This window comes from Actinomyces culturomici, assembly GCF_900499005.1.
In the GTDB taxonomy this organism is placed as follows: domain Bacteria; phylum Actinomycetota; class Actinomycetes; order Actinomycetales; family Actinomycetaceae; genus Pauljensenia; species Pauljensenia culturomici.
In genome coordinates this window covers 405,547-429,950 of record NZ_LS991316.1, presented here as the reverse complement: position 1 = coordinate 429,950, position 24,404 = coordinate 405,547, and the positions used below count along the sequence as shown (strand labels likewise).

Sequence of the window (24,404 nt, the reverse complement as noted above, 5' to 3'; positions counted from 1 at the left end):
GCCACCCGCTTCGGCGGGCGTCTCGAGCCGCGAGGTCGTCGACTGCTCCGGCGAAGTCATGCCGCCCGTCGACGACTCAGGCGCCCGCGCGCTCGTCGATGAGGCGGTTGAGTCGCTCGCTCGTCGCAAGGCCGAGAAAGGCCAGGACGAGCAGGTAGAACGGCAGGAGCCACTGCCCCGTCCACGTCGCGATGACGCCGAATAGCGGGGGCATGAAGGTCGCGCCGACGTAGGCCGCGGCCATCTGAATCCCGATGATCGCCTGCGAGTTCTCCCGTCCGAAGTTCACGGGCGTCGAGTGGATGACGGCCGGATAGACCGGAGCGGCGCCGATACCCGCGAGGACGAAGCCCGAGAACGAGACCGCTCCGAGGGGCAGGGCGATGATGAGGGCGCCGAGGGCGCCGAGGGCGAATCCGCCGCGAATGAGGAAGCGGTCGCCGAGCCGGTCGGCGAAGAAGCCGCTCGCGAAACGGCCCGCGGTGAGGCCGAGGATGAACAGGGCGCCGAAGGAGGCGGCGCGCCCGGGGTCGAATCCGCGGTCGGCGACGAAGAAGGTCGCGCCCCACAGCATCGCCGTCTGCTCGAAGGCGCAGTAGGCGAAGAAGGCGAGGAGCATGACCGGCACGCCCGGGATCCGCAGGGCGACGCCGAGCGGGACGTGGGCGCGCGCGGCCTGGGCGGCCTTCGCGACTCCGTCCTCCTTCGCGCCCGAATCGGACGCGGCGTTCTCGCCCTCGTCGGCGGAGTTCCCCGGCGCGACGACGGCCTGCTGGGAGGCGACTCTGCGCCACATCGGGAGGCTCACGAGAAGGATGAGCGTGAGCCCGATCTGGAGGAGGCCGATGGTCCTGTAGGCGCCGGGCCAGTCGCGCCCGTGCGCGAGGGCGTAGCTCATGACGAAGGGGCTGATCGAGGCGCCGACTCCCCAGAAGGAGTGGAGCCAATTCATGTGGCGCGCCGCGTAGTGGAGCGCGACGAAGTTGTTGAGGGCGGCATCGACTGCTCCCGCGCCGAGTCCGTAGGGGATCGCGAGGACGAGGAGCATCCAGAACGCGGTCGCATTCGAGAAGCCGAGCAGTGCGGCGGCGGTCATCGCGACCGAGACCGCCATGACGAGGCCGGCGCCGAACTTCGCGGTCAGCCGATCCGAGAGGAGGGAGGAGACGATCGTGCCCGCGGCGATGACGAAGGTGACGATGCCCGCGAAGGCGACGGGAACGCCGAGGTCGAGGTGCATGACGGGCCACCCCGACCCGACGAGGGCGTCGGGGAGACCGAGGCTGATGAAGGCGAGGTAGATCACCGCAAGGAGGAGCGAATACATGGGGGTGTCTCTCGGTGGGCGCGGTCGATGGGCGGGCGACGATTCGTGAGGCGCCCGCCGCCCCGAGCGCGTCGACACGTGTGTCGGCATCGCATCAAGAGCGCTCTCAGCGATCTTTCGAAACGTCCTGCGATGACCTTACTCGACGTGGGCGCTGCCGCGCCTGGCGGGTCGCGGAGCGTCAGCATCCGCATCCCCTCGGCGGGCGAAGGGGATGCTCTCGACGGGGCGGCGGCGGGGACGACGGCCGGGGGCCGTTCGCGACCGGAGAGGGGCGGATCGACTAGGATTGCGGGGTGCCCGCTCGACTCCGCCATCCGTCTCGCGACCGCCACGGTCGCGGTCCGCGCGGTCCCCTCTTCTTCCCGGGGACCCCCGCGTGGCGGACGAGGCGCGAGACATTCGACGAGATCGTCGCCGATGAAGTCCTCGCGCTGACGAAGCGCTGGCCAGCGGTCGCGTCGATCGAATTCGCGACCGAGGACGTCCCGCCCTCGGACCCGGCGCCCTGGGAGGACCACTCCGAGGTGATCGCCCGCGTCTTCCACGCGGACAGGCGCCGCGGTCTGCGCGATCGGATCGTCGTCTACCGCCTGCCGATCGTCCTTCGCTCGGGCGAGGACGACATCGCGGACGTCGTCCACAGGGTCCTCGTCGAGCGGATCTCGCACGTCCTCGCGATCCCGCCGGACGAGATCGACGACGAGCTGAGGTAGTCGGCCCCGTCGGGCGCCGACGCGCGCGCTCCGCTCAGGGCCCGACGGTCACGAGGGATTCGCGCGCGGCGAGCCCCGTCGTTCCGATCGGCCAGGTCGCCCGCACGGTCCCGTTCGGCGTCCGCGCCGTGAGGAGGATCGCGGCGCGAACAGCGCCGCTCGCGGTGATTCGAGAATCCGCGCTCGGCAGGTCGAGGAGGACCGAGGATCCGGCCGCGACCGTCGTCGAATGGCCGCCGACCTCGACGTCGACCGAACCGTCGGTCGAATCCTCGGGAAGGGCGAGGAGCAGCTTCGTGGTCGGATCCGAGCCGCCGGAGTTCGTCGCGACCGAGGTGGCGCGCAGGGGCGTCGCGCCGAGCTGCGAGGAGACGATCTTCCCGAGGGAGTCCGCGCCGGGGATCTGCGCGCTCGTCAGCGACGTCGAGGGGACGAGGGCGGAGAGGATTCCCCAATGGGCGTCGGAGCCGGGCCAGGCGCCGCCCGACCATTCCTCCTCGATGGAGGCGACGACGGGCTCGTCGGAGTCGATCGAGACCGCGATCGGTTCGGCCGAGGCGCCGTCCAGGGGGATGTCGAGGACGGTGCCCGCGTCGATCGTCGCCGCTCCCCCTTCGAGGTCCTGAGCCCCCGATGCGGTGAGGAGCCGGATGCGCGCCGTCGCGGGCGCGTCGCCGGGGACGACGAGGCGGAGGGTCGCCGAGGCCTCGCCCCCGACTCCGAGGATCGTCTGCGAGGCCGCGGGCGAGGACGCCGAGACCCACGAGGCGCCGAGGGGAGTCTCGCCGGACATGCGGGAGAGCTGGGCGAATGCGGCCACTCCCCCGCCGTCGGCGCGGATCCGCAGGGCGAGGCGCTCCTCGTCGGCGTACCAGCCGGCCGGGAGCACGTTCACCGACGAGTGGGCGGGAACCGTGACCCTCTGGGGCGCATCGTCGAGAAGCCCGGCGGCGCCGTACCCGGTGATCTGCGCGACCGAGGGGGCGTCCGAGGGGTTGGTGAGGACGAGGACGGCGTCGTCGCCGAGAGTCGTCGGTCCGATGACGAGCCACTGGTCGGTGGAGGGGACGGCGCACGAGGTCGTCGAGAGTCCGAGGAGTTCTCCGCCTCCCTGGCCGGCGACGACGACGCCGGTCGGCAGGTCGAGGGCCTTTCCGGAGTTCGCGGTCGCGGTGAGGGTCTCGGGCGCCTCGTCGCCGACTCCGAGGCCGGTCGAGGACCAGATTCCGGCGGGGGCCGCCGGGTTCGTCGGCTCGAAGGAGTCGAGGACGCCGGGCGGGCACGCGAGAGTCGCCGAGGTCGGGTTCGCGGTCGTCGACACGGGGGCGGCCGTCCCGATCGTCTGCTCGGGGAGCCACAGGCCGGCGGTCCCGGCCCCGGCGAGGAGGCCGAGTGCGGCGAGACCGGAGGCCGCGGCGAGCGGGAGTCGACGGGTCATGCTCTCCTCCTCCACGGCAGGCCGATGAGTGCGGCGAGCCCGAGGGAGGCGAGCGTCGCGACCTCCCACGGGAGTTCCCAGCGGGTGCGGCGTGAGACGACGAGCGTCCCGGAGCCGTCGACGGCGAAGGCCTGGGCCCACGAGTCGGCGGTCGTCGGCTCGAGTCTCTTCCCGTCGAGGGTCGCGACCCAGCCCGCATCGGCGCGCTCGGCGAGGACGAGGGTGCCGCGCGATCCCTCGGGGAGGACGGCGCTCGCACCGATGAGCGACGCGTCGAGGTCGGTCCACCCGGAGGCGGTGACGAGGCGGGCGCGCGCGGGCTGGAGCCCGTCAGGGCGCACCCTCCACACGGTCCCGGCGACGGTCTCGCCGATCCGTTCGACGCCGGGGGCCCGGTCGAGGGCCTCGGCGAGCTTCGCGGCCCCCTCGGAGTCGTCGCGGACGAGGACGGTGTCGACGCCGTGGTCGGCGAGCCCCTGGACGGTGCCGGCGTCGGGGTAGACGACGAGGGTGAGGGCGAGCGAGCGCAGCGATGCGGTCGCGTCGTCGGAGTCGGCGCCGGTCGCGGCCTCGCGGAGGGCTGCGGCGCGCGTGAGGGCGGTCGAATCGAGGATCGAGGGGCCTTCGCCTCGCCAGAGGCGGACGTCGAGGGCGGAGAGGTCGGCGTTGGCGTCGAGGACGAGGACGCGGCCGGCGCGGCTCGAGGCCTCGGCCTGCGCGCTCACCGCGGCGACGAGCGGTCCGGATGAGGTGACGCGTTCGGCGTCGAGGCGCTCGCTCGCGGTGAGGGAGGCGTCCGATTGACGTTCGAGCAGCCGCCAGGCGACGGGCGCTGACGCCGAGGCGGCGAGGACGAGGGCGGCGACGCCGGCGAGCGCGCCCGTTCGACGGGCGCCCCTGGCCGTCCACGCCGGGAGGGTGGGCAGGGCGAGGAGGAGGGAGGCGAGGAGCCCGAGGCCCCCGAGCGACAGTGCCGGCGAGGTCCACGCGGCGGCGACCCGGCCGTCGACGAGTCCGGCGTCGGCGACCGACAGGGGCGCGGCGGCGGCGAGGACGAGGGCGGAGGCGGCGAGCACGATCGGGGCGACGAACGCGCGCCTCGACCTCGCGGGGCTGCGGCGCACGAGGAGGACGAGGACAGCGAGGAGCGCGCCGACGAGGAGGAGGGCGCCCGGGATCGCGAGGAGGACGAGGACCTCGGTCGGGAGGTTCGCGGAGGGGAGCCCGAGGAGCAGCGCCCACGCCGGGGGCGCCGAGACCGCGGCGTCGGGGCCCGAGGGCGTGAGGAGCGCCCGCCATCCGCCCTGCGTCGACCCCGCCGCGATGAGCGTCGGGGCGATGAGCGCGAGCGAGGGGAGGAGCGCGACGGCCGCGCCCCATCGGGTCCTGCGGAGCAGGACGAGGAGAGCGAGCGCGACGGCGACGACGAGGAGCGACCACGGGACGCAGGCGACGAGGAGAGCGCTGACGAGCGCGAAGCGGGCGAGCCCGCCGGTGCGCGACCCGATCGGCAGGTCGACCGTGCCGCGGGCGCCCTCGACGCGCAGCGGCACGCCGGGCGCGGCGAGCCGGATCCACGCGCTGGCGGCGAGCGGGAGGAGGACGTGGAAGACCGCGGGGGCGAGCCGGCCCTGCGCCTGCGAGAGGGCGAGGGCGGGCAGGGCGCTCCATGCGAGGGCGGCGGCGCCGCGGACTCCGGGCCCCCGGTGGAGCCTGGAGACGAAGCGCCACGCGGTGAGCGCGGAGGCGGGAGCGGCGAGGAAGAGGAGGGCCTTCGCGATCGCCGGCGGCGCGACGCCGAACGGGCCCAAGGGGGCGGCGACGAGCGCGAGCGGAACGAGGAACGGGTCGGCGGGGGCGGCGTACCCGTCGGCGCCGGGGACCCAGGAGGCGAAGGCCGACTCCCACAACCCGGCGAAGGTCGGGGGAAGGGCCCGCCATGCGCCGCCCGCGAGGGTCGAGCCCGTGGTCCACCACGCCAGCGCCGCGAGGACGCTCGACACGAGGAGGACCGTGAGGAGGACCGCCCGGGAGCGGAGCTGATGCGCGCGCGCCGAGGCGACGACGAGGGGTTCGCGGTCCTCCTCCGGAAGGGCGAGGGCGCGGCGCAGGTGCCGCCGTCGATCGCGGATCTGCGAGCCCTTCGACTCGAGCGGCCGCAGGACGGACGCGGGGACGCGGGCGCTCTTCGCCGCGCGGGAGCGCGCGAGGAGGAGATGAGGGGTCGCGCCGACGAGGCGCGCCCAGGCGGCGAACTCGGGCAGCGCGAGGGCGCTGCGGCCCATGGCGCCGCGGGCGAGCGCCCGGGCGGGCGTCAGAACGACGAGCCACGCCATGAGAAGGGGGAGGAGGGGACCGGGGACCGCCTTCGCCCAGTTGTAGAGCTGGGCGAAGCGGCGGGCCGCGAAGGACGCGTCCGTCGGATCCGCGAGGGCGGCCGCGTCCTCTTCGTCGGAGACGTCGATCGGCTCGAGCTCGGGCGCTTCTTCGCCGGGCTCGATCGGGCGCTCGGCCTCGGCCTCGTCGATGGGAAGCGGGCCGACGGGCGGCGGATCGTCGGAACCCGAGTCCGCCGGGAGCGACGCGGCGACCGTCGATTCGTCGGATGCCGGGAGGTAGGAGGCGCGGGCGTGTCGGACGCGCGCGCGAGGGGCGACGACGACGCGGAAGCCCGCGCGGTGGAGGCGGCGCCCGAAGTCGAGGCCGTCGCCGAAAGGTCCGAGCGCCGTGTCGAGGCCGCCGACGGCGTCGTAGGCGGCGGCGCGCACGAGCATCCCGGCGGTGCCGACGGCGAGGACGTCGCTCGTCGCGTCGTACTGGCCCTGGTCGATCTCGTCGGGGCCGACCCTCTCGAGGCGGCGGGCCGAGCGCGTCGCGCGGATCCCGACTTCGAGGAGGAGCCTCCCGTCGAGGCTCATCTGCTTCGGGCCGACCGCGCCGATCGTGCGGCCGCGGTCGCCGATCTCCCAGGCCTCGGCGAGGCAGGCGGGCTCGGGGATCGAGTCGTCGTGGAGGATCCACCACCAGGGAGCCCGCAGGGCCTCGTCGTCGCGGATGCGAGTGAGCGCCGCCGCGAGATTCTTCGCGCCGGGGACGGCGAGGACGCGCAGCGGAACGGGGGCGGCTGAAGCGGCGAGTTCGTCTGCGGAGAGCGCGGAGTCCGCCGAGCAGTCGAGGAGGAGGACCGAGTCGGGGCGCAGCGTTTGGGCGGCGATGCCCGCGAGGACGTCGTCGAGGAGCGCCCCTCGATCACGAGCGACGACGAGGGCGAGAACCCCGGATCCCACGGGAGTGGTCAGACCGCCGTCCGGCGGAGGCGACGGCGCTCGCGCTCGGACAGGCCGCCCCAGATCCCGAAGCGCTCGTCGTTGGCGAGGGCGTACTCGAGGCACTCCTCGCGAACCTCGCAGGACTGGCAGACGGCCTTGGCCTCGCGCGTCGACCCGCCCTTCTCCGGGAAGAAGGCCTCGGGGTCGGTCTGGGCGCACAGGGCGTGCTGCTGCCACGCGAGGGGCCCGTCGGCGAGTGCGAAGAATTCGGCATCAGATGCGTCGGACCATGCGATCGGTCCGTCACCCAGGATGTTCCACACCTTGCCGTCTCCTCAGAACTACGTGTCGATATGAGAATTACACGCGTGTCATACGGTGAAGTCAAGCCGGAGGAGGTAAATGAGAAATCTTCCGCGACCGGTTGCGCGGACCCCGAATCCGTGCTTGCCGCGCGGGGAGGGAGGCCCCGCGAGCGGACGAAGATCCCGCCTCGACTAGGCTCTTCTCATGACGACTCTCCCCCGCTTCATCGCCTCGCTCGCCTCGAATCCGGGGCCGGTCCTCACCGTCTACTCCGAGGAGCGCGTCGAGTTCAACGGGCCGGTCCTCGCGCGCTGGTGCGCGAAGATCGCCAATCTGCTGGGCTCGGAGCTGGCCGCCGACCTCTTCGGATTCGACGATTTCTCCGGCGGCGCCGCGATCGACGAGGGCGGGGCGGGTTCCTCTCCGGATGGAGAGGACGGGGCACCGACCCTGTTCCTCCGCCACGGTCTGTGGCAGTCGCTCGTGTGGGCCCTGCCGGCCCGGGCGATGGGGTGGCGCGTCGTGTCGCTCGACGGCGACTCCTCCGCGGATCCGGATGCGCCGACCGGCGCGGCCGCAGCGCCGAGCGGCGTGGCCGCGCCCGCGCCGGGGGATGCCCTCGTCGTCGATCGGGTCGACGACCTCGCGCTCGAGGCGCTCGCCGCCGGCGCCTGGGTGCTCGCGCAGCCGCGCGAATACCTCGCGTTCTCCTGGCGCGGCGAGCGCTTGCCCGAGGGCGTCCTCGACGCCCTCGCCGAGGTGATGGCTCAGTCCGACGCGCTCGAGGTCGACGTCCCCTCCGGCGCCCCGTCGACGGAGGCTCTCGCGGCACTCCCCTCCCCCGCTTCCGCCGAGGGTTCGCGAGTCGCCCTCCGGATCGACGAGGACGCGGCTGCGGTCGAGGTCATGACGACGTGCCTCGCCCACTGGCTCGCCGGATCCTCGGTCGTCCTCGTCGACGGCGCGCGCTACTCGGCCGAGGACACCGCGAGGATCGGGGCGGACGAGGGGGCCCGGAGGGTCTGAGGGACGACGGCCCGCGCCTACCAGACCCCGAGGACGTGCGCCCCCGCGAGCTCCAGGCCTTCGACGTGGTTGCGTCGGATCTGACGCCACCGGCTGAGGAAGCGCAGCCGCCCGAAGAAGGATTCGTCCTCCAGCTGATCGATCAAGCGATGGAGGTCGCGCCTCGTCGCCTCGTCGTAGGTGTTGACGGCCTCGATCGCGCGCGCGGTGAGGAGGAACTGCCTGCGGTAGAACCCGTTGCGAAGCTTCGACACCCGCGCGGCCGTTGCAGCGGCGCCCGCATTCGCGCCCTGGACATTGCCCTCGTGCTGCCGGTAGTCGACGGTCGGTTTCGGGCAGATCACCCACGTCAGCCCGATCGCGCGAGCGAGCGCGTAGACGTACCAGTCGTGGACGCCGATCTCGGAGTAGTCGAGCGTCGCGAGCGTCTCCCGAAGGCGCCGGTGGGCCTCCGGAGTGAAGACGTACGTCGATCCCGGGCCGGCGGCCTCGAAGACGTGGTCCCACCGGCCCATCGGGTGGCTCTTCTTGATGAGCCGACGGTTCCCCGCGAGGTCGAAGCTCTCGACGTTCGACGAGACGACGTCCGCCGAATGCGAGACGAGGGTGCCGATCTGATGCTCGAGCTTGTCCGCGCGCCACACGTCGTCCTGGTCGCAGAACGCGACGTAGGAGCCGTCGGGCTCGTGCTCGGTGAAGAGCCTGAGGAAGTTCGCGGTCACGCCGGGCGGGCCCGAGCGCCGAGGCAGCACGTCGATCCGGAAGTCGGCCCGGGTCCTGTCCGCCAGACGATCGAGGGTGCCGTCGATCGATCCGTCGTCGGACACGACGAGGCGCACGTCGACGCCCCTTTGGCCGAGGACGGAATCGATCTGGGCGTCGATCCACTCGCGCCCGTTGTACGTCGCCATGAGAACGGTGACGCGCGGACGGGCGCCGGCGGGCGCGTGCTGCTGGTTCATGCGGTTCAGTGGCCCTCGGCCGCGTACTTGGCCTCGACCTCATCCTTCAACGGAGCCCACCACGACTCGTGATCCGTGTACCACGCGATCGTGTCCGCCAACCCCGAACGGAAGTCCGTGAACCGCGGCGACCACCCCAACTCCTCACGAAGCTTCGTGTTATCGATCGCGTACCGCAGATCATGACCCGGCCGATCCGCCACATGGTCGTAATCATCGGGCGCGAACCCCATCAACTCATTGAGGATCCGCACCACATCACGATTATTCGTCTCCCCATCCGCGCCGATCAGATACGTCTCCCCGACACGACCCTTCATCAGGATGTCCCACACCGCCGTGTTGTGGTCGCGCACATGAATCCAATCGCGAACGTTCAACCCCTCCCCGTACAAACGCGGACGCACCCCGCGAAGACGATTCGTGATCATCCGCGGAATGAACTTCTCAATGTGCTGATACGGCCCGTAGTTGTTCGAACAATTCGAAATCGTCGCCTCCACCCCGAACGACCGCACCCACGCCCGAACCAGAAGATCCGACCCCGCCTTCGACGACGAATACGGAGACGACGGATTGTACGGAGTCGTCGGCGTGAACTTCGCCGGATCATCCAACTCCAGATCCCCGTACACCTCATCGGTCGAAATGTGATGGAACCGCACCTTGTGCCGACGCACCGCCTCCAACAGCGTGTACGTCCCCACCAGATTCGTCTGAATGAACGGCGACGGATCATTCAACGAATTGTCGTTATGCGACTCCGCCGCGAAGTGAACCACCGCATCAGCACTCGCCACCACCGAATCGACGAGATCCGCATCCGCGATATCCCCCTCGACCACGCTCAGACGCGCCGCCTGCTCCGGCGTCACATCCTCCAACGACCCGCGGTTGCCCGCATACGTGAACTTATCGAGCACCACCACATCCACATCCGGATGATCCTCGAGCAGCGTATGAACGAAATTCGCACCGATGAACCCGGCACCACCAGTCACGACGATTCGCACGACGATCTCCTCAATGTACGCGGACAGTCCCCGACATTATGCCGCACCACCACCCCCTCCCGACGAGACCCCGCCGGAGTCGCGCGTCGGAATTCGGGCTCACTTCACCTGCAGGAGGTCGCGCCCGAGAGTGAGGATCCCGCGGGAGCAGCGCGAATAGCGGCCGCTGACGCCCTCGCGAAGGATCGTGGGGATTCTCTCCGCGCGCCCGGTCGGCATGAGGGAGCGCGCCCTCTGATGCCGCGCGGACTCGGCGAGCCTCGCTCGATCCGCTTCGGTCCCCCGTCCAGTCCGTTCCGCGTACGCCGCGGCGCTGAGGGCTCGGAGCAACCTGCGGCGGTCGTCGTCGGGATCGGGGGCGAGCATGCGTCGAACGCGCGCCGGATAGGACTCCTTCTTCGCCCCGATCTGATTGTTCTCGTGCTGCCGATAGCGGGTGAGCGGCTCGGGCAGCAGGCGCAGCGAATGGTCGAGGGCGGCGAGGAGCGCGAGCCACTCGTCGTGGATCCACCCGTCGGGAACGGGCATCGCCGCCCTCGCGAAGTCGCCGCGCGCAGCCGTGGTCGCGCCGGTGACGAGGTTCCGCTTGAGGAGCACGGCGAGCGCATCGCCGCGCTCGAGATTCCGCTTCTCCCACTCGCTCACTCGAAGCGCTGAGAGGAGGGTCGTCCCCAGGGGAGCCCCGGCCGAATCGATGAGGATCGCATCGGTGTGGACGAGCTCGACCTCCTCGAGCGCGGCGAGCAGGGCCTCGACCTTGTTCGGCTCCCAGACGTCGTCCTGGTCGCAGAGAAGGACGGCGTCCCCGGTCGTCGCGGCGATCGCATCGGAGAAGTTGCCCCGAACGCCGAGGCCCGGCCGGTGGCGTCGGACGACGAGGTCGATCCCCGATCCCTCGAGCGCGGCCCGGACGAGGTCGACCGTCCCGTCCGTCGGCGAGTCGTCCCCGAGGACGATCTCATCGACTCGGCGGGTCTGCGCGAGGATCGATGCGACCTGCTCCTCGATGAAGCGCTCGCCCTCGTACGTGCACAGGGCGACCGAGATCCTCGCGTGCTGCTGGTTCATGCGGTTCAGTGGCCCTCGGCCGCGTACTTGGCCTCGACCTCATCCTTCAACGGAGCCCACCACGACTCGTGATCCGTGTACCACGCGATCGTGTCCGCCAACCCCGAACNGAACGCTTCAACCGGACCCTGCTCGCCGAATGGGCCTACGCGCGCCCCTACACCAGCGAAACCGAACGCGAAGCCGCCTACACGCACTGGCTCCACACCTACAATCACCACCGACCCCACACCGGCATCAAAGGCCACCCCCCCGCACAACGCGTTCACAACCTCACGAGGAAGTACACCTAGTCTGCGGGATGGTGCCTGCATCTCAGCGCTCCTCTCACGGAATACGCCCAGATCCCCAAGATTCCGCCCGCTGATAGTATGTCGCGCATGGGAAAGACAATCCTCGTCACCGGAGCGGGCGGCTACATCGGTCGCCACGTCGTCACCGCCCTTCTCGATCGGGGCCTCGAGGTCCGCGCCGCGGACCTTCGTCTCGACGGCGTCGATGATCGCGCGGAGAAGATCCAGGCGAACATCTTCACCGGGGCCGAGGACATCTACGACGAGCTCGGCAGGCCCGACGCCGTTCTCCACATGGCGTGGCGCGACGGGTTCAAGCACAACTCGCCCGCCCACATCGACGACCTCCCCTCCCACTTCCATTTCATCGAGAACCTCCTCAAGGGCGGTCTGAGGCAGATCGCCGTCATGGGCACCATGCACGAGGTCGGATACTGGGAGGGCGCGATCGACGAATCGACGCCCTGCCGCCCGGCCTCGCTCTACGGGATCTCGAAGAACGCCCTCCGCGGCCTCACCGAGCTCGCCACCGCCCAGAACGACGCGATCATGCAGTGGATCCGCGCCTACTACATCGTCGGCGACGACAAGTTCGGCAACTCGATCTTCTCGAAGCTGCTCGCGGCCGCCGAAGCGGGGAAGAAGACTTTCCCCTTCACCACCGGGAAGAACCTCTACGACTTCATCTCCGTCGACGGCCTGGCGGCGCAGATCGCGGCGATCCTCGACCAGACCGAGGTCAGCGGCGTCGTCAACGCCTGCTCCGGGGAGCCGATGTCCCTCGCGCAGCGCGTCGAGGCGTACATCCGCGAGAACGACCTCGACATCTCGCTCGAATACGGCGCCTTCCCGGACCGGCCGTACGACTCCCCCGGTGTCTGGGGCGACGCGACCAAGATCCGTTCGATCCTCGCGAAGGACGAGTGACCGCACCGACCCGGTGGGGCGCGGGGCGCCTTCGGCACGGCCGGAGGCGCCCCGCGCCCGTTATCCTTCTCGAATAAGGGGATCAGCGACGAAGGGAACGCGCAGACGTGCTGACGATCAACTGGGAGGACGTCGCTCGGATCGCGATCTCCGTCAAGGGCCAGCTCATCGCCATCGGCGCGATCCTCCTGCTCGCGATCGTCGTGACGGTCGCCGTGCGCGAAATGAACGCGCCCGCCCGCAAGCTCACCCGCTCCACGACGTGGATCGCCGCCCTCGCCGCGATCGCCGTCGCCGTCGTCTCCATGCTCTACGGAGGCTTCAAGACGGTCCTCGATCTCGCATCGGGCGACGGTCGTCTCTCTTCGACGACCGAGGACGCCGCAGCCCGTCTCGGCGAGGAGATCGCGAATGAGGGCATCGTCGTCCTCAAGAACACGGAGAGAACGCTTCCGCTCGAGAAGGGCGCGCCGCTCAACGTCTTCGGGTGGGCCTCGTCGAATCCCGTGTACGGGGGAACGGGATCGGGTTCCATCTCCGACCAGTACCCGACCGTCTCCCTTATTGACGGATTGGAGAACGCGGGATTCACGACGAATCATGCCCTGACGAGCTTCTATACGAGCTATCGGAGCGACCGTCCGGTGATCTCGATGTTCGGCGTGACCGATTGGACTCTGCCCGAGCCGCCGGTGGCGACCTATGACGCCGACCTGCGCGCGACGATCGAATCGTTCTCTCGCACGGCGATCGTGACGATCGCCCGATCGGGCGGCGAGGGCTACGACCTCCCTCAGGATGTACCCGGAGAAGTCGCGGAGATCGGTCCGTTCTCCTATACGGAGAACTCGGCGTCGTACCAGGACTTCGACAAGGGCCAGGGCTACCTCTCCCTCACGCACTCCGAGAAGGACATGATCGCCCTCGCGGAAGACAGCGCGGACAGAGTCGTCGTCGTGTACAACGGCTCGAACGCCTTCCAGCTCGGCGAGCTTCAGGACGACCCGAAGATCGACGCGATCGTCTGGGCGATCCCCGGCGGCCAGGTCGGCTTCAACGCGCTCGGTCGCATCCTCGACGGCGAGCTCAACCCCTCCGCCAAGACCCCGGACACCTTCGTCCGCGACCTCACCCGGACGCCGACCGCCAACAACTTCGGCAGATTCCTCTACACGAACATGGACGAGTTCAAGCAATACGCGGCCTTCTCGAATGAGGAGGCGATACCGTCGTTCGTCGACTACGTCGAGGGCATCTACGTCGGCTACCGCTGGTGGGAGACCGCGGCCGCCGAGGGCGTCGTCGACTACGACGAGCAGGTCGTCTACCCGTTCGGCTACGGCCTCTCCTACACGTCGTTCGAGCAGGAGATGGGCGACGTCTCCTACTCCGACGGCGTCGTCTCCTTCGACGTGACGGTCACCAACACCGGTGACGTCGCCGGCAAGGACGTCGTCGAGGCGTACTACAACCCTCCGTACACCAACGGCGGCATCGAGAAGGCGGCGGCGAACCTCGTCGCGTACGAGAAGACGGATCTTCTTCAGCCGGGCGTTTCGCAGACGGTGACGATCTCCTTCAACGACGACGACATGGCGTCCTACGATTCCAAGACCGCGAAGGCGTGGGTCCTCGAGGCCGGCGACTACAAGGTGTCGATCCGCGCGAACTCGCACGAGATCATCGACGAGAAGGACGTGAACGTCGCGGAGAAGATCACGTACAACACCGCTGACAGCACGCACAACGGCGACGCCGTGCCGGCGACGAACGAGTTCGATTCGGCGAACGACGGGCTCGAATACCTGTCGCGCGCCGACAAGTTCGCCAACTACGCGGAGGCGACGGCGGCTCCGGCCTCGATGGAGCTGTCGGATGCGGACAAGGCGACGTTCATCGCGAACCAGAACTACGATCCGACGAGCGACGACGATGAGAGTGCGGACGCCACGATGCCGACGACGGGCGCGAAGAACGGCCTCGTCCTCGGCGATATGTACGGTCTCGCGTACGACGATCCGAAGTGGGACGAGCTGCTCGATCAGCTGACCGTCGACGACATGTCGACGCTGTCCGCTCATGCCGGATACGGCACTCCCGAAATCGACTCGATCGGAAAGCGCCGCATGACGGACCTCGACGGTCCGGCCGCGGTTAACAACCCATTCACGAAGGTCGGCTCCATCGGTCTTCCGACATCCGTGGCGATCGCCGCCTCATTCAATCGTCAACTCGCCGAGCGATTCGGCACGACTATCGGAGCGATGGCGCACGACATGAACGTCGCGGGCTGGTACGCTCCGGCCGTCAACGCGCATCGCAGTGCCTACGGGGGCCGCAACTTCGAGTACTTCTCGGAGGATCCGCTGCTCACGGGAACGATGGCGGCGAGCGAGATCGCAGCGGTCCAGGCGGTCGGCGTGTACGCCTTCGTCAAGCACTTCGCCCTCAACGACCAAGAGACGAACCGATCCCGGATGCTCATGACCTGGTCGAACGAGCAGGCGATCCGCGAGATCTACCTCCGTCCGTTCGAGATCGCGGTCAAGGAGGGCGGGGCAACCGCCGTGATGAGCGCCTACAACTACGTCGGTACTGTGTACGCCGGCGCGACCCCGGCGCTCCTCCAGACGGTCCTCCGCGATGAGTGGGGCTTCCGCGGCATGGTCCTCACCGACTACTTCGCGGGCTTCGGCTACCAGAACGCGGACCAGATCGTGCGCAATGGCGGCGACGCGATGCTCGCGACGATCGACGTCGGCACGAATCGGGTCACGGCCCTCTCGCCCGCCGCCGTATCGGCGCTGCGCGAGGCCGCCCACAACATCCTCTACACGACCGCGAACTCATGGCTCAACGATCCGACGGCGGCGTCCCGCGGCCCCGCTCGATGGGAGTACGCGGCGTGGGGCGCACTCCTGCTTCTCGCCTTCGGCCTCGTTCGTTGGGAGACGAAATCCATTCGGGGCTTCCTCAATGCGCGCTCGAAGGACTCGGCGTAGTCGACGAGAGTCGTCGACGACGAGGGGCGGGTGTCGGAATCGTCTGAAGACGATTCCGACACCCGCCCCTCATTCGAGGTTTCCCCTTCTTCGAAGTCGCCTCAGTCCTTCTCGAGAAGGTCGAGAAGATACTGCCCGTAGCCGGACTTCACGAGCGGCAATGCGCGCTCGCGCAGACCCTCGTCGTCGATGAAGCCCATGCGCCACGCCACTTCCTCGGGAGCGCCGATCTTCATGCCCTGGCGCGCCTCCACCGTGCGGACGAAGGAGGTCGCATCGGCGAGCGAATCGAAGGTGCCGGTGTCGAGCCACGCGGTGCCGCGCGGCAGGACCTCCACCTGGAGCTTGCCCGCCTCGAGGTAGACGCGGTTGACATCGGTGATCTCGTACTCCCCTCGCGCCGAGGGCTCGAGGTTCTTCGCGATCTCCACCACGTCGTTGTCGTAGAAGTACAGGCCGGGCACCGCGTAGTTCGACTTCGGCTTCTCCGGCTTCTCCTCGATCGACAGGGCGGTGAAGTTCTCGTCGAACTCCACCACGCCGTAGGCGGTCGGATCGGCCACGTGGTACGCGAACACAGCACCGCCGTCGGGGTCGACATGACGGCGCAGCTGCGTGCCCATGCCGGGTCCGTAGAAGATGTTGTCGCCGAGGACCAGGGCCGCCGCATCCGAACCGACGTGGTCGGCGCCGAGGACGAAGGCCTGGGCGAGGCCGTTGGGGACCTCCTGGACCGCGTACGAGATGTTGACGCCCAGCTGCGAACCGTCGCCGAGCAGGCGGTGGAAGGCCGACGCGTCGTGCGGCGTCGTGATGACGAGGACGTCCTGGATCCCCGCGAGCATGAGGGTCGACAGCGGGTAGTAGATCATCGGCTTGTCGTACACCGGGACCAGCTGCTTCGACGTCCCCAGGGTGATCGGGTTGAGACGCGTGCCCGAACCGCCCGCGAGAATGATGCCCTTCATGGTTCCTCCATCGATGTCGGCCGATCTCCGAATTCCGGAGTCGTCCGGACCATTATGCCCGGTGTCCGCGCGCATCTCGGGGACTTCGGCCGGGCGGGCATGCCCCCAGTTCGTCTCGTGGGGCGCGTCGCGGCGCTCGAACGCCGTCCGGGAAATCCCCGGTCCTGCGGGTAGACTGTCCGGGAGAATCGCGGGAATCCGCCCCGAATTGGTCTCCAGCGAGGGAAGAGGAGAGCATGACGACCACGCCGACCGGCAAGCCCCTGGGCATCGAGGAGACTCCGATCCCGGGCTTCCTCCGCATCGACCTCACCGTCCATGGAGACAATCGAGGGTGGTTCAAGGAGAACTGGCAGCGCGAGAAGATGATCGCACTCGGTCTGCCGGACTTCCATCCGGTCCAGAACAACATCTCCTTCAACGACGAGGTCGGCGTCACCCGGGGCATCCACGCCGAGCCCTGGGACAAGTTCGTGTCGGTCGCCACCGGCCGCGTCTTCGGCGCCTGGGTCGATCTCCGCGAGGGCCCGTCCTTCGGGACCGTGTACACGACCGAGATCGACCCCTCGGTCGCCGTCTACGTCCCGCGCGGCGTCGGAAACGCCTACCAGACCCTGGAGCCGAACACCGCCTACACGTACCTCGTCAACGACCACTGGTCGCCCGACGCGAAGTACACCTTCCTCAACCTCGCCGACGAGACCGTCGCGGTCCCCTGGCCGATCCCACTGTCCGAGGCGATCCAGTCCGACAAGGACAGGGCCCACCCGCGCCTCGCCGAGGTCACGCCCTTCCCGGCCCCGATCCCGACCGGCGGGCGCGTCCTCGTCACCGGAGCCAATGGGCAGCTCGGCCGCGAACTCATGAAGCAGCTCCCCGAGGCCGGTTACGCCGCGACCGGAGTCGATCTCCCCGACGTCGACATCTCCGACGCAACGTCAGTCGAAGCCCTCGGTATCTCCTCGTACGACGTAGTTATCAACGCCGCCGGGTGGACCGACGTCGACGGAGCAGAAACCGACGAAGGACGCTTGCTCGCTTGGCGCGCAAACGCAGTCGGTCCGGCACTTCTCGCGAACTCAGCAGCCCGAGCGCAAACGAAGATGGTGCATGTCTCTTCGGAATACGTATTCGACGGCAAACGGGCCGAAGGGTATGACGAAAACGCCACCCCCTCTCCACTGGGGGTCTATGGGCAATCGAAGGCCGGCGGAGACGCGGCCGTTACGGCCTACCCGTATCACTACCTCATACGGACGAGTTGGGTGGTTGGCAGCGGAAGGAACTTCCTTCGGACAATGGCCGGTCTCGCCCACTCGGGTGCGACGCCGAAGGTCGTGTCGGACCAAGTCGGACGGCTTACTTTTGCTGACGACCTCGCGCGCGGCATTATCCATCTGCTTAGCACCGACCAGAAATTCGGCACTTACAACATAACCGGGTCCGGAGCCGCAATGTCATGGGCCGAAATCGCGCGAGTCGTTTTCGAGTCGCTCGGCCGAAACCCCAATGACATTGCCGAATCATCTTCGGAGGAGTACACCTCATCGGGCGAACACGCACGACGCCCGCTATGCTCTCTGTTGCACCTTCAAAAGATCGAATCCACTGGTTTCATTCCTCCAGACTCGCGGTCACGGATCGCCGAATACCTTTCAAGCTTGAATCTTGAGCACTGAACTCAATAGAAGGAATGCCGATGAATTCTGTACTCGATTCGCACGATCTCTTTGTCCATGACGTATCTGTCGTCATCCCTGTATACCAGGGCGCGAAGACATTACCCCGACTATTCGAGGAACTCGAGGGCCTCACCGAACATTGCCGTTCTCCAGAGGGACGAACTTGGCGGATTGCCGAGGCCATTTGCGTCTACGACCATGGTCACGACGACTCTCCGGACGTCCTTCGAGCACTCGCGAAGAAGTACGATTGGTTGCGCATTATCTGGCTCTCGAGGAATTTCGGACAGCATCCCGCGACGATGGCGGGAATTTCAGCGACCGGTAGCTCATGGGTTGCCACTATCGACGAAGACGGTCAGCAAGACCCACGGGACATCGGCACACTGTTGGATGCTGCCGTCAACAACCAGGCGACACTCGTATACGCCAAGCCTCTCAATCCTCCACCCCACGGATTCGTGCGCAATCTCTGCTCCCGCGCAGCCAAGAGGCTTCTTGATATCTTCCTCAGTTCTCATGACTCGGCGAGATACAACAGCTTCCGTCTCATCCTCGGCGAGGTGGCAAGATCCGCCTCTGCATACGCGGGCAATGGCGTCTACATGGACGTCGCACTCGGCTGGGTTGCCGAAGTCACCGCAGTCGGCGTTTCCGTTCGCGAAGAAGGCGAGAGAACGTCCGGCTACTCCTATCGGAAGCTCTTCGCTCATTTCTGGCGCATGGTCCTCTCTTCAGGGACGCGAAGTCTGCGAATAGTCAGCCTTCTCGGGCTCTCCACCGCAATTGCCGGAATCGCCATGGCGATCTTCGTCCTCATTCATAAGATCATTACTCCCAGCGTCCAGATCGGCTGGTCGTCAATCATTATCGCCATCCTCGTCATGGGCGGTCTTACACTACTTTCCCTCGGCGTCATCGCCGAGTATCTCGGCGTAGCCGTATCCATGGCGATGGGACATCCACTCTATCTCTCAACATCCGATCCCGCGTTGGGCCCTCTGCGCGACGTGATGCCCCTGAACAACCATCAACGCCCTGACGAACGGCCTTGAATCATGTGTACGCCAAGGACACTCATCATCGGGGGCGGCGGAATGTTAGGAAGGGCAGTCGCCACGAGAGCACGACTGCTGGGACGAGACGTTCACGTCCCCCAGAACGTACCGTGGTCCGATCCACTCTTGGCAGTTGAAGCGCTCGACGAAGCCGTTTCTGAAATGATTTCCGGGGACGCTACCGATTGGTCCATCTTCTGGTGCGCCGGAGCCGGAACGACCGCCACCTCGGAAACCGCCTTTGAAAACGAAATTCGGACCTTCCGCTCCTTCATCGATCGCCTCACAACCAAATACAGTCCCTGTGCTACAAATCTCACCTTCTTTTACGCCTCCTCGGCGGGCGGTCTATACGCAGGCTCTTCCAATCCGCCCTTCACCGAAGCAACACCCCCTAGCCCAATTTCTCCATACGGCCACTCCAAACTGACCTGCGAGAGAATCCTCCCCTCACTATCTGACGCCGGAGCGACAGTCTCCATCGGCAGAATATCGAATCTATATGGTCCAGGGCAGGACGTCCGCAAACCACAGGGACTAATCTCTCACATCTGTCTCGCGTACCATAGCGGCGCAATTTCAACACTCTACACATCCCTAGACACTCTGAGAGACTATATCTTCATCGATGACGCCGCGCAACTGATTATCGCATTCGCAGATGAATGCACGACGAACGCCACAAACCAAGTCACAGTCAAGAACATTATCAACGGTTCCTCCCTCTCGATCGCCGAAATTATCGGAACCGCAAACGCGATTCTCAAGCGTCCCGCACCATTTCTCCAAGTCATTTCACATCTTACTTCTCTCCAGGCCCGCGACCTTCGTCTACGATCGAACGTAATGCCTGAACTCGACGCCTTCTCAAAGCACTCCTTTCCCTCCGGCCTAATGGCAACCAACATCGACATCGGACACCGTTTCCGAGCCGGAGAGACGAACTCTCGATCAACAACGCAATAAGGAAAGAGCAGGATCGCCTCGATGCACTTACCTCCCTCCATTCGTCTCAGAACACCAAAACGCGCTCTCACGGCCGATGCCGACTTCGGACCTAATTGGTTCCAGTGGAGCATTCCGTTTATTTCGATTGCGATCGGTTTCGTCTTTTTTCTCCGAACCCCTTCGGACCTCCTCGCAACCGTTCAGCACGCGATGCTTCTTCTTGACTCGGTCGCCCATGGGCATCTGACTAGCTTCTACGAAACCTCGGTGTCCACAACAATCATGCCGGCCATGTATGGCATCACCTTCTATGCCATCTTCGCACTCCTCTTAGCACCATTCGCATTCGGATTTGCCGCCTTTTCAACATTCGACTACACGAACGCCCTCCAAGTCGAAATTTTCACACGGATCATGCAGATCTGGATCATCCTTCTAGTGCTTTTGGGTACCCTTCTCATCTACCGCCTCTCACTTGGACTGGGATACAGCAGAAATCGCGCAAGCTGGGCGGCATACCTATTCCTCGCATCACCGATCACCCTTTTCTCTGATACAATTTTCTGGCAATACGACATTATCACGATAATATTCCTCATCGTGGCGATGAACTACTACTTCCAACGACGCCTACTGCCGTTTGCCGCGATCATGGCCTTCGCAATCTCGTGTAAACTGTTCGCATTTTTCGCCTTCATCCCCCTGCTATGCCTCTCAGAGAAACACATTTCTCGCCTACTCGGCTATGCCGCGATCGGCATGTCGCTACCGGTCATCACAGAAGCCATACAACACCGAATGCCGGGATACGACGTCGCCACCGGACTCCGCGCCCACATTCTTGACAAGTTGTTCGACATCGGCATCGGAACAGGATTTGGAAGCATATCGCTCGCGATCGTCGCTATCGTCCTAATCACCGTTTTCAGCCTGTTTGCCGAACCCCAGTTTGAACATTCTTTCAAGTATCGCGCAACTCTTACCGCGTTCACGAGTATTGCAGTACCGTTTGCGCTCTTCCAGGCCAACACATATTGGTGGATTTTCGTAACACCTTTTGCCGCAATCCTCATTGCCGGTCACGAAAAGATTGACGAACTAATGCTTACGATGACAGGATTTGCAGCATTCCTTCTCCTCTTTTCTCCGGTCGTCTTCGGCTACTATATGGATCAGAACATGGTCAATGGAGGCATATTTGCCAGAGTATTCGGATTCCACTACTCTGGCAGACCATCATTCCAGTCCATTCTTGGGGGTGTGACCTCCCATACGCCCGCGCTCTTATACAGCCTCACACTCGGACTAATCCTCGCGACGGTCGCAGTCCTATTTCGAACACAGCGACATGCCCTCCTTGACGGCAAGAATCCTAATTCAGCACCGGTGGACGCCTACCGCTCTTACGACCCTCCGTTGAGACTTCCTTCTCAAACGTCCGTAATCCTATATAACGCAGGCCTTTATGTATTCATTCTCCCTTCTCTCGCACTCTATTTCAGAGAGATCCTCTTCAAGTGAGAGAACGGATTGGCGGCCATATGATACCTGCGCTGATTTCGCAGATTATTCGTTTCAGTTTCGTCGGGCTCATATCGACCGGCGTTGATTACGGCGGATTCCTTCTCCTTCACCGCGTAATGGGATTGCAGTACTTGATTTCATCGACTCTTTCATATTCGGTTGGAATTTTCGTAAACTACTGGCTGAGCATGCGCTTCGTATTCGAGTCCAACGAATCTCGCTCGAAGACAACTGAATTCGGCCTATACACAGCCCTTACATTAGTCGGACTTATCCTAAATCAGATGGCAATATTTGCATTCGTGGAGTGGGCGGGCGCGCCACCATCATTTGGTAAATTGGCAGCAATCGCCGTCGTGATGACATACAACTTCATTTCACGTAAGGCATTCATCGAGCCCAGAGCGAATAGGTGATCTTGCAAGGAAGCGCAGATCGAGCGCCTAAGGCGTTCCCATGATTGGGCAGACAGATCGGTGAGTCCCCCCTGGATCGAAGCCTGTACGTGTGGCTTTGCGACGACAGGAGTTGCACCTTTCGGAGAAGAGTGCGCCGCAAACACGACAGATCTTTCATACGCTTACGGGACACGCGACCATTTGCGCACAAGGCGCGCCGAGACGAATGTCTGCACGGTACGCAGCGAGACGTTCGCATCCATGCGCGTGTTGTTCTCGCCCTGCGGTATTTGTGCTGACGGCTCGATCCCCCAACCCACCACGTGGCATAACTGCGTGGCCGGAGCTCCGTTTTCGCCCAGCTCGCCGACGAGCGGATATTTCATCCGTGGGAATAGTTTCCCGACCGAAGAGCTCTGCCGCCTTTGGCGGAATCTCGTTCTCTTGGTCGAGGACTGGGTGCCGCCTCTTGAGAGCACGTAACTCTTTTGCCCCCGACAACCGCCGGCAGGTCCGCCTCCTGCCCCTTCTCAGCCCTCCTATGCGCATAAACTTGCCGTGTCTGCTTTGCGCACTTGAAGGCTCCCGCCTCCACGCGGGCCCGGTTGAATGTCTCCCATCGGCCATGCCCACGTATCGGCGTCGTCGACTCAGACACCGAAGGCGTAGGTGAGCGTCTGCGCGAGGCGACCATCGGACGTGTAGACCTCGAAGTGCGTCCAGTAGACGCCCTTCTTCGGATGCCACAGCGCCCACGGCCCCTTGAAGTCGGCCACCCACTGCTTCGTCGCCGTGTCGTAGATCTTGATGCGCGTCGTCGCCTTCGGATTGTTCGACACCGCCCCCAGGAGAATGCCGTCCGAACGCCATCCTGCGAACGTCCCGGTGATTCGCGTCGTGCCCGCCTTATAGGCGAAGGCGATCGTCTGCGTCCCGAGGGTCTTGTGCGTCGACGCGTCCCGCGCCTCGACGTGGAGCCAGTACGTCCCGGCGGTCGACGCCCACCCCGCCCAGTTCGCACCCGTCCAATCCGCGAAGGTCCGCCACTTCCCCGCCGCGACGTCGTACTCCTGGAATCGGTACTCGACCGGCTTCGCATAGGTCTTCGCGAGCGAAGCGCCGACCGCGATGTCCTCGTCGCGCAGGAACCACGTGAGGTTGACATCGGTGGTCCAATCCCCATTGCCGAACGCGCTGACGTCCACGACGTTCTCGGTGATCCCCTGGACGCGCTGCTCGGACGTGTACTGCCAGCCGCGGTAATTCGCGGGGTACGCGTAGTCGACGGTCGCCCCGTAGGAAGCGGCCCACATCGTCTTCGCGTGGAGACTCGAGGAGTTGAGCTCGTTCTTCAGCATGTCCGTGTACGAGTAGAGCGAGAGCCTCTCGTATCCGGCGGCCGTCATCGTGCTCCACCATGCTCCGACGATCGACTCGTACGCCTTCGTCGTGGTCGGCGAGGACGCGCCCGTGTAGCTCCAGCGCTCGAGATCGTAGAAGACGGGATACGCGAGATCGGACGGCTTGACCCCGGCCTGTCGGAGCAGGGCGAGGACGTGCTTCGCCTCATTGGCGCCATCCGTCGCGTTCTCCGCGTAGGAGAACAGGTAGACGCCGAACGGAATACCGAGCCGCTTGCACTCGGAGATGTTCGTCATCACCTTCGTGTCGATCCCGGTGTCCGAGTATCCGAGACGGATGATCGCGGCATCGACTCCGGAGCGTTTCACGGCGGACCAGTCGATCGTCCCCTGCCACTGGGAGACGTCGATGACCGTCGTCGCCTGCTGGGCGAAGAGGCGCCCCTTTCCGTCGAAGAACGCGGGCTCGCCGAGGTACGTCCCCCAATAGGCGCCGTACGCGCTCGGAGAAGACGAGAACGCCGCGGGAGAGGCGGCGAAAGCACCATCGGCGCCGACGAGATTCCGCGATGCGGAGGGTGCCGCAGACGCGGCTCCCGACTCTCGAGCGTCCTGGCTCGACTGGGATCCGGCGCCGGACCCGTCCGAGGTCTCGCCCGTACCGGAACTCTCCGCGGCACGCAGTTCGCCGACCTCCACGGGGATGAAACGCCGCCCATCGGTCTTCGCAAGGGGATCCGGCGGCGCATCCGGGGTTCCGACGATCGCCGGATCCGTGACGACCTCGCCCGTTCGGACATCCTTGACGTCGCCCTCGGGCGTCATGACCAGGTCGTCGGAGACGAGGAGATCGTCATCCGCGATGGAGGGCGAGACGACCTCCGGGAGCTCGGGCGCCCCCGCCTGCTCGGCCGCCGTTGCGGGTAGCGATTCCACCACCGGATCCGCGGCCGAGGCCGACGGATTGGCGAGGGCGAACGCGGCGACTGCGCACAGCGCCGCCGAAACGATCTTCGCACGGGCGTTCCTCATGATCGGAGATCCTTCCAGTTGCGAATGGGGATGGTGCGAGTCTACCGGCTCCCCTTCGGCGAGTCCCGGACCGGCTGAGGCCAACG

Annotated in this window: 19 protein-coding genes and 2 pseudogenes; 10 read left to right on the top strand and 11 right to left on the bottom strand. The window is 66.1% G+C overall.

Features of this window, described 5'->3' with window-relative positions; all coding sequences use genetic code 11:
- Positions 1-76 precede the first annotated feature (76 nt).
- Positions 77-1,327 carry an MFS transporter gene (locus tag DY157_RS01860; RefSeq protein ID WP_115726968.1) on the bottom strand — a complete coding sequence of 417 codons (1,251 nt, stop codon included), beginning with the start codon at positions 1,325-1,327 and terminating at the stop codon, positions 77-79.
- Positions 1,328-1,623: 296 nt separating this feature from the next.
- On the opposite strand from DY157_RS01860, the gene DY157_RS01855 reads away from it, so the two are divergent.
- On the top strand, positions 1,624-2,043 hold the full coding sequence (locus DY157_RS01855) for a metallopeptidase family protein (RefSeq protein WP_115726967.1): 420 nt from the start codon (positions 1,624-1,626) through the stop codon (positions 2,041-2,043).
- Positions 2,044-2,077: 34 nt separating this feature from the next.
- Here DY157_RS01855 and DY157_RS01850 read toward each other — a convergent pair whose 3' ends face one another.
- From DY157_RS01850 to DY157_RS01840, 3 genes are read right to left on the bottom strand one after another with little or no spacing between them, the layout of a single operon-like run.
- Positions 2,078-3,481, bottom strand: coding sequence for a DUF5719 family protein (locus DY157_RS01850; protein WP_115726966.1), 1,404 nt, complete (start codon positions 3,479-3,481; stop codon positions 2,078-2,080).
- Positions 3,478-6,768 carry a glycosyltransferase gene (locus DY157_RS11525; RefSeq protein ID WP_177580256.1) on the bottom strand — a complete coding sequence of 1,097 codons (3,291 nt, stop codon included), beginning with the start codon at positions 6,766-6,768 and terminating at the stop codon, positions 3,478-3,480. The genes DY157_RS01850 and DY157_RS11525 overlap by 4 nt, the downstream gene beginning before the upstream one ends.
- 8 nt (positions 6,769-6,776) lie before the next feature.
- Entirely contained in the window at positions 6,777-7,046 is a 270-nt protein-coding gene (locus tag DY157_RS01840; RefSeq protein WP_407923459.1) for a WhiB family transcriptional regulator, read from the bottom strand.
- Between the two features lie 214 nt (positions 7,047-7,260).
- On the opposite strand from DY157_RS01840, the gene DY157_RS01835 reads away from it, so the two are divergent.
- Complete coding sequence (locus DY157_RS01835) at positions 7,261-8,082, top strand: hypothetical protein (protein ID WP_115726964.1); 822 nt, start codon at positions 7,261-7,263, stop codon at positions 8,080-8,082.
- 17 nt (positions 8,083-8,099) lie between these two features.
- Here DY157_RS01835 and DY157_RS01830 read toward each other — a convergent pair whose 3' ends face one another.
- The 4 genes and pseudogenes from DY157_RS01830 to DY157_RS11950 all read right to left on the bottom strand — a co-directional run.
- Complete coding sequence (locus tag DY157_RS01830; RefSeq protein ID WP_235827037.1) at positions 8,100-9,044, bottom strand: glycosyltransferase; 945 nt, start codon at positions 9,042-9,044, stop codon at positions 8,100-8,102.
- Positions 9,045-9,049: 5 nt separating this feature from the next.
- Positions 9,050-10,057: a dTDP-glucose 4,6-dehydratase gene (rfbB, locus tag DY157_RS01825; RefSeq protein ID WP_115726963.1), complete on the bottom strand. Its 1,008-nt coding sequence runs from the start codon at positions 10,055-10,057 to the stop codon at positions 9,050-9,052.
- Positions 10,058-10,156: 99 nt separating this feature from the next.
- Positions 10,157-11,125 carry a glycosyltransferase family 2 protein gene (locus DY157_RS01820; RefSeq protein WP_115726962.1) on the bottom strand — a complete coding sequence of 323 codons (969 nt, stop codon included), beginning with the start codon at positions 11,123-11,125 and terminating at the stop codon, positions 10,157-10,159.
- A 5-nt stretch (positions 11,126-11,130) separates the two neighbouring features.
- Positions 11,131-11,238, bottom strand: a pseudogene (locus DY157_RS11950) (dTDP-glucose 4,6-dehydratase); the annotation flags it as partial.
- Between DY157_RS11950 and DY157_RS01815 the strand changes: the two are divergent.
- The 3 genes and pseudogenes from DY157_RS01815 to DY157_RS01805 all read left to right on the top strand — a co-directional run.
- Positions 11,230-11,418 (top strand): annotated as a pseudogene (locus tag DY157_RS01815) (integrase core domain-containing protein); the annotation flags it as partial. The pseudogenes DY157_RS11950 and DY157_RS01815 overlap by 9 nt on opposite strands.
- An 87-nt stretch (positions 11,419-11,505) precedes the next feature.
- Positions 11,506-12,345: an NAD-dependent epimerase/dehydratase family protein gene (locus tag DY157_RS01810; RefSeq protein WP_115727875.1), complete on the top strand. Its 840-nt coding sequence runs from the start codon at positions 11,506-11,508 to the stop codon at positions 12,343-12,345.
- Positions 12,346-12,452: 107 nt separating this feature from the next.
- On the top strand, positions 12,453-15,347 hold the full coding sequence (locus DY157_RS01805; protein WP_115726961.1) for a glycoside hydrolase family 3 N-terminal domain-containing protein: 2,895 nt from the start codon (positions 12,453-12,455) through the stop codon (positions 15,345-15,347).
- A gap of 101 nt (positions 15,348-15,448) precedes the next feature.
- Here DY157_RS01805 and rfbA read toward each other — a convergent pair whose 3' ends face one another.
- Complete coding sequence (gene rfbA, locus DY157_RS01800; protein WP_115726960.1) at positions 15,449-16,315, bottom strand: glucose-1-phosphate thymidylyltransferase RfbA; 867 nt, start codon at positions 16,313-16,315, stop codon at positions 15,449-15,451.
- Positions 16,316-16,551: 236 nt separating this feature from the next.
- Between rfbA and DY157_RS01795 the strand changes: the two genes are divergently transcribed.
- From DY157_RS01795 to DY157_RS01775, 5 genes are read left to right on the top strand one after another with little or no spacing between them, the layout of a single operon-like run.
- On the top strand, positions 16,552-17,994 hold the full coding sequence (locus tag DY157_RS01795) for a sugar nucleotide-binding protein (RefSeq protein ID WP_115726959.1): 1,443 nt from the start codon (positions 16,552-16,554) through the stop codon (positions 17,992-17,994).
- A gap of 20 nt (positions 17,995-18,014) precedes the next feature.
- Positions 18,015-19,052: a glycosyltransferase gene (locus tag DY157_RS01790; protein WP_115726958.1), complete on the top strand. Its 1,038-nt coding sequence runs from the start codon at positions 18,015-18,017 to the stop codon at positions 19,050-19,052.
- Positions 19,053-19,055: 3 nt separating this feature from the next.
- On the top strand, positions 19,056-20,021 hold the full coding sequence (locus tag DY157_RS01785; protein ID WP_115726957.1) for an NAD-dependent epimerase/dehydratase family protein: 966 nt from the start codon (positions 19,056-19,058) through the stop codon (positions 20,019-20,021).
- Between the two features lie 21 nt (positions 20,022-20,042).
- Positions 20,043-21,524 carry a hypothetical protein gene (locus tag DY157_RS01780; RefSeq protein ID WP_160159398.1) on the top strand — a complete coding sequence of 494 codons (1,482 nt, stop codon included), beginning with the start codon at positions 20,043-20,045 and terminating at the stop codon, positions 21,522-21,524.
- A complete protein-coding gene (locus DY157_RS01775; RefSeq protein WP_160159397.1) occupies positions 21,521-21,943 on the top strand; it encodes a GtrA family protein in 423 nt (140 codons plus the stop codon). Before DY157_RS01780 ends, DY157_RS01775 begins: the two co-directional genes overlap by 4 nt.
- 164 nt (positions 21,944-22,107) lie before the next feature.
- Here the strand turns inward: DY157_RS01775 and DY157_RS11275 are convergent, their stop codons facing one another.
- Entirely contained in the window at positions 22,108-22,311 is a 204-nt protein-coding gene (locus DY157_RS11275; protein ID WP_160159396.1) for a hypothetical protein, read from the bottom strand.
- A 264-nt stretch (positions 22,312-22,575) separates the two neighbouring features.
- Positions 22,576-24,318, bottom strand: coding sequence for a glycoside hydrolase family 25 protein (locus DY157_RS01770; protein ID WP_115726954.1), 1,743 nt, complete (start codon positions 24,316-24,318; stop codon positions 22,576-22,578).
- Positions 24,319-24,404: the final 86 nt, after the last annotated feature.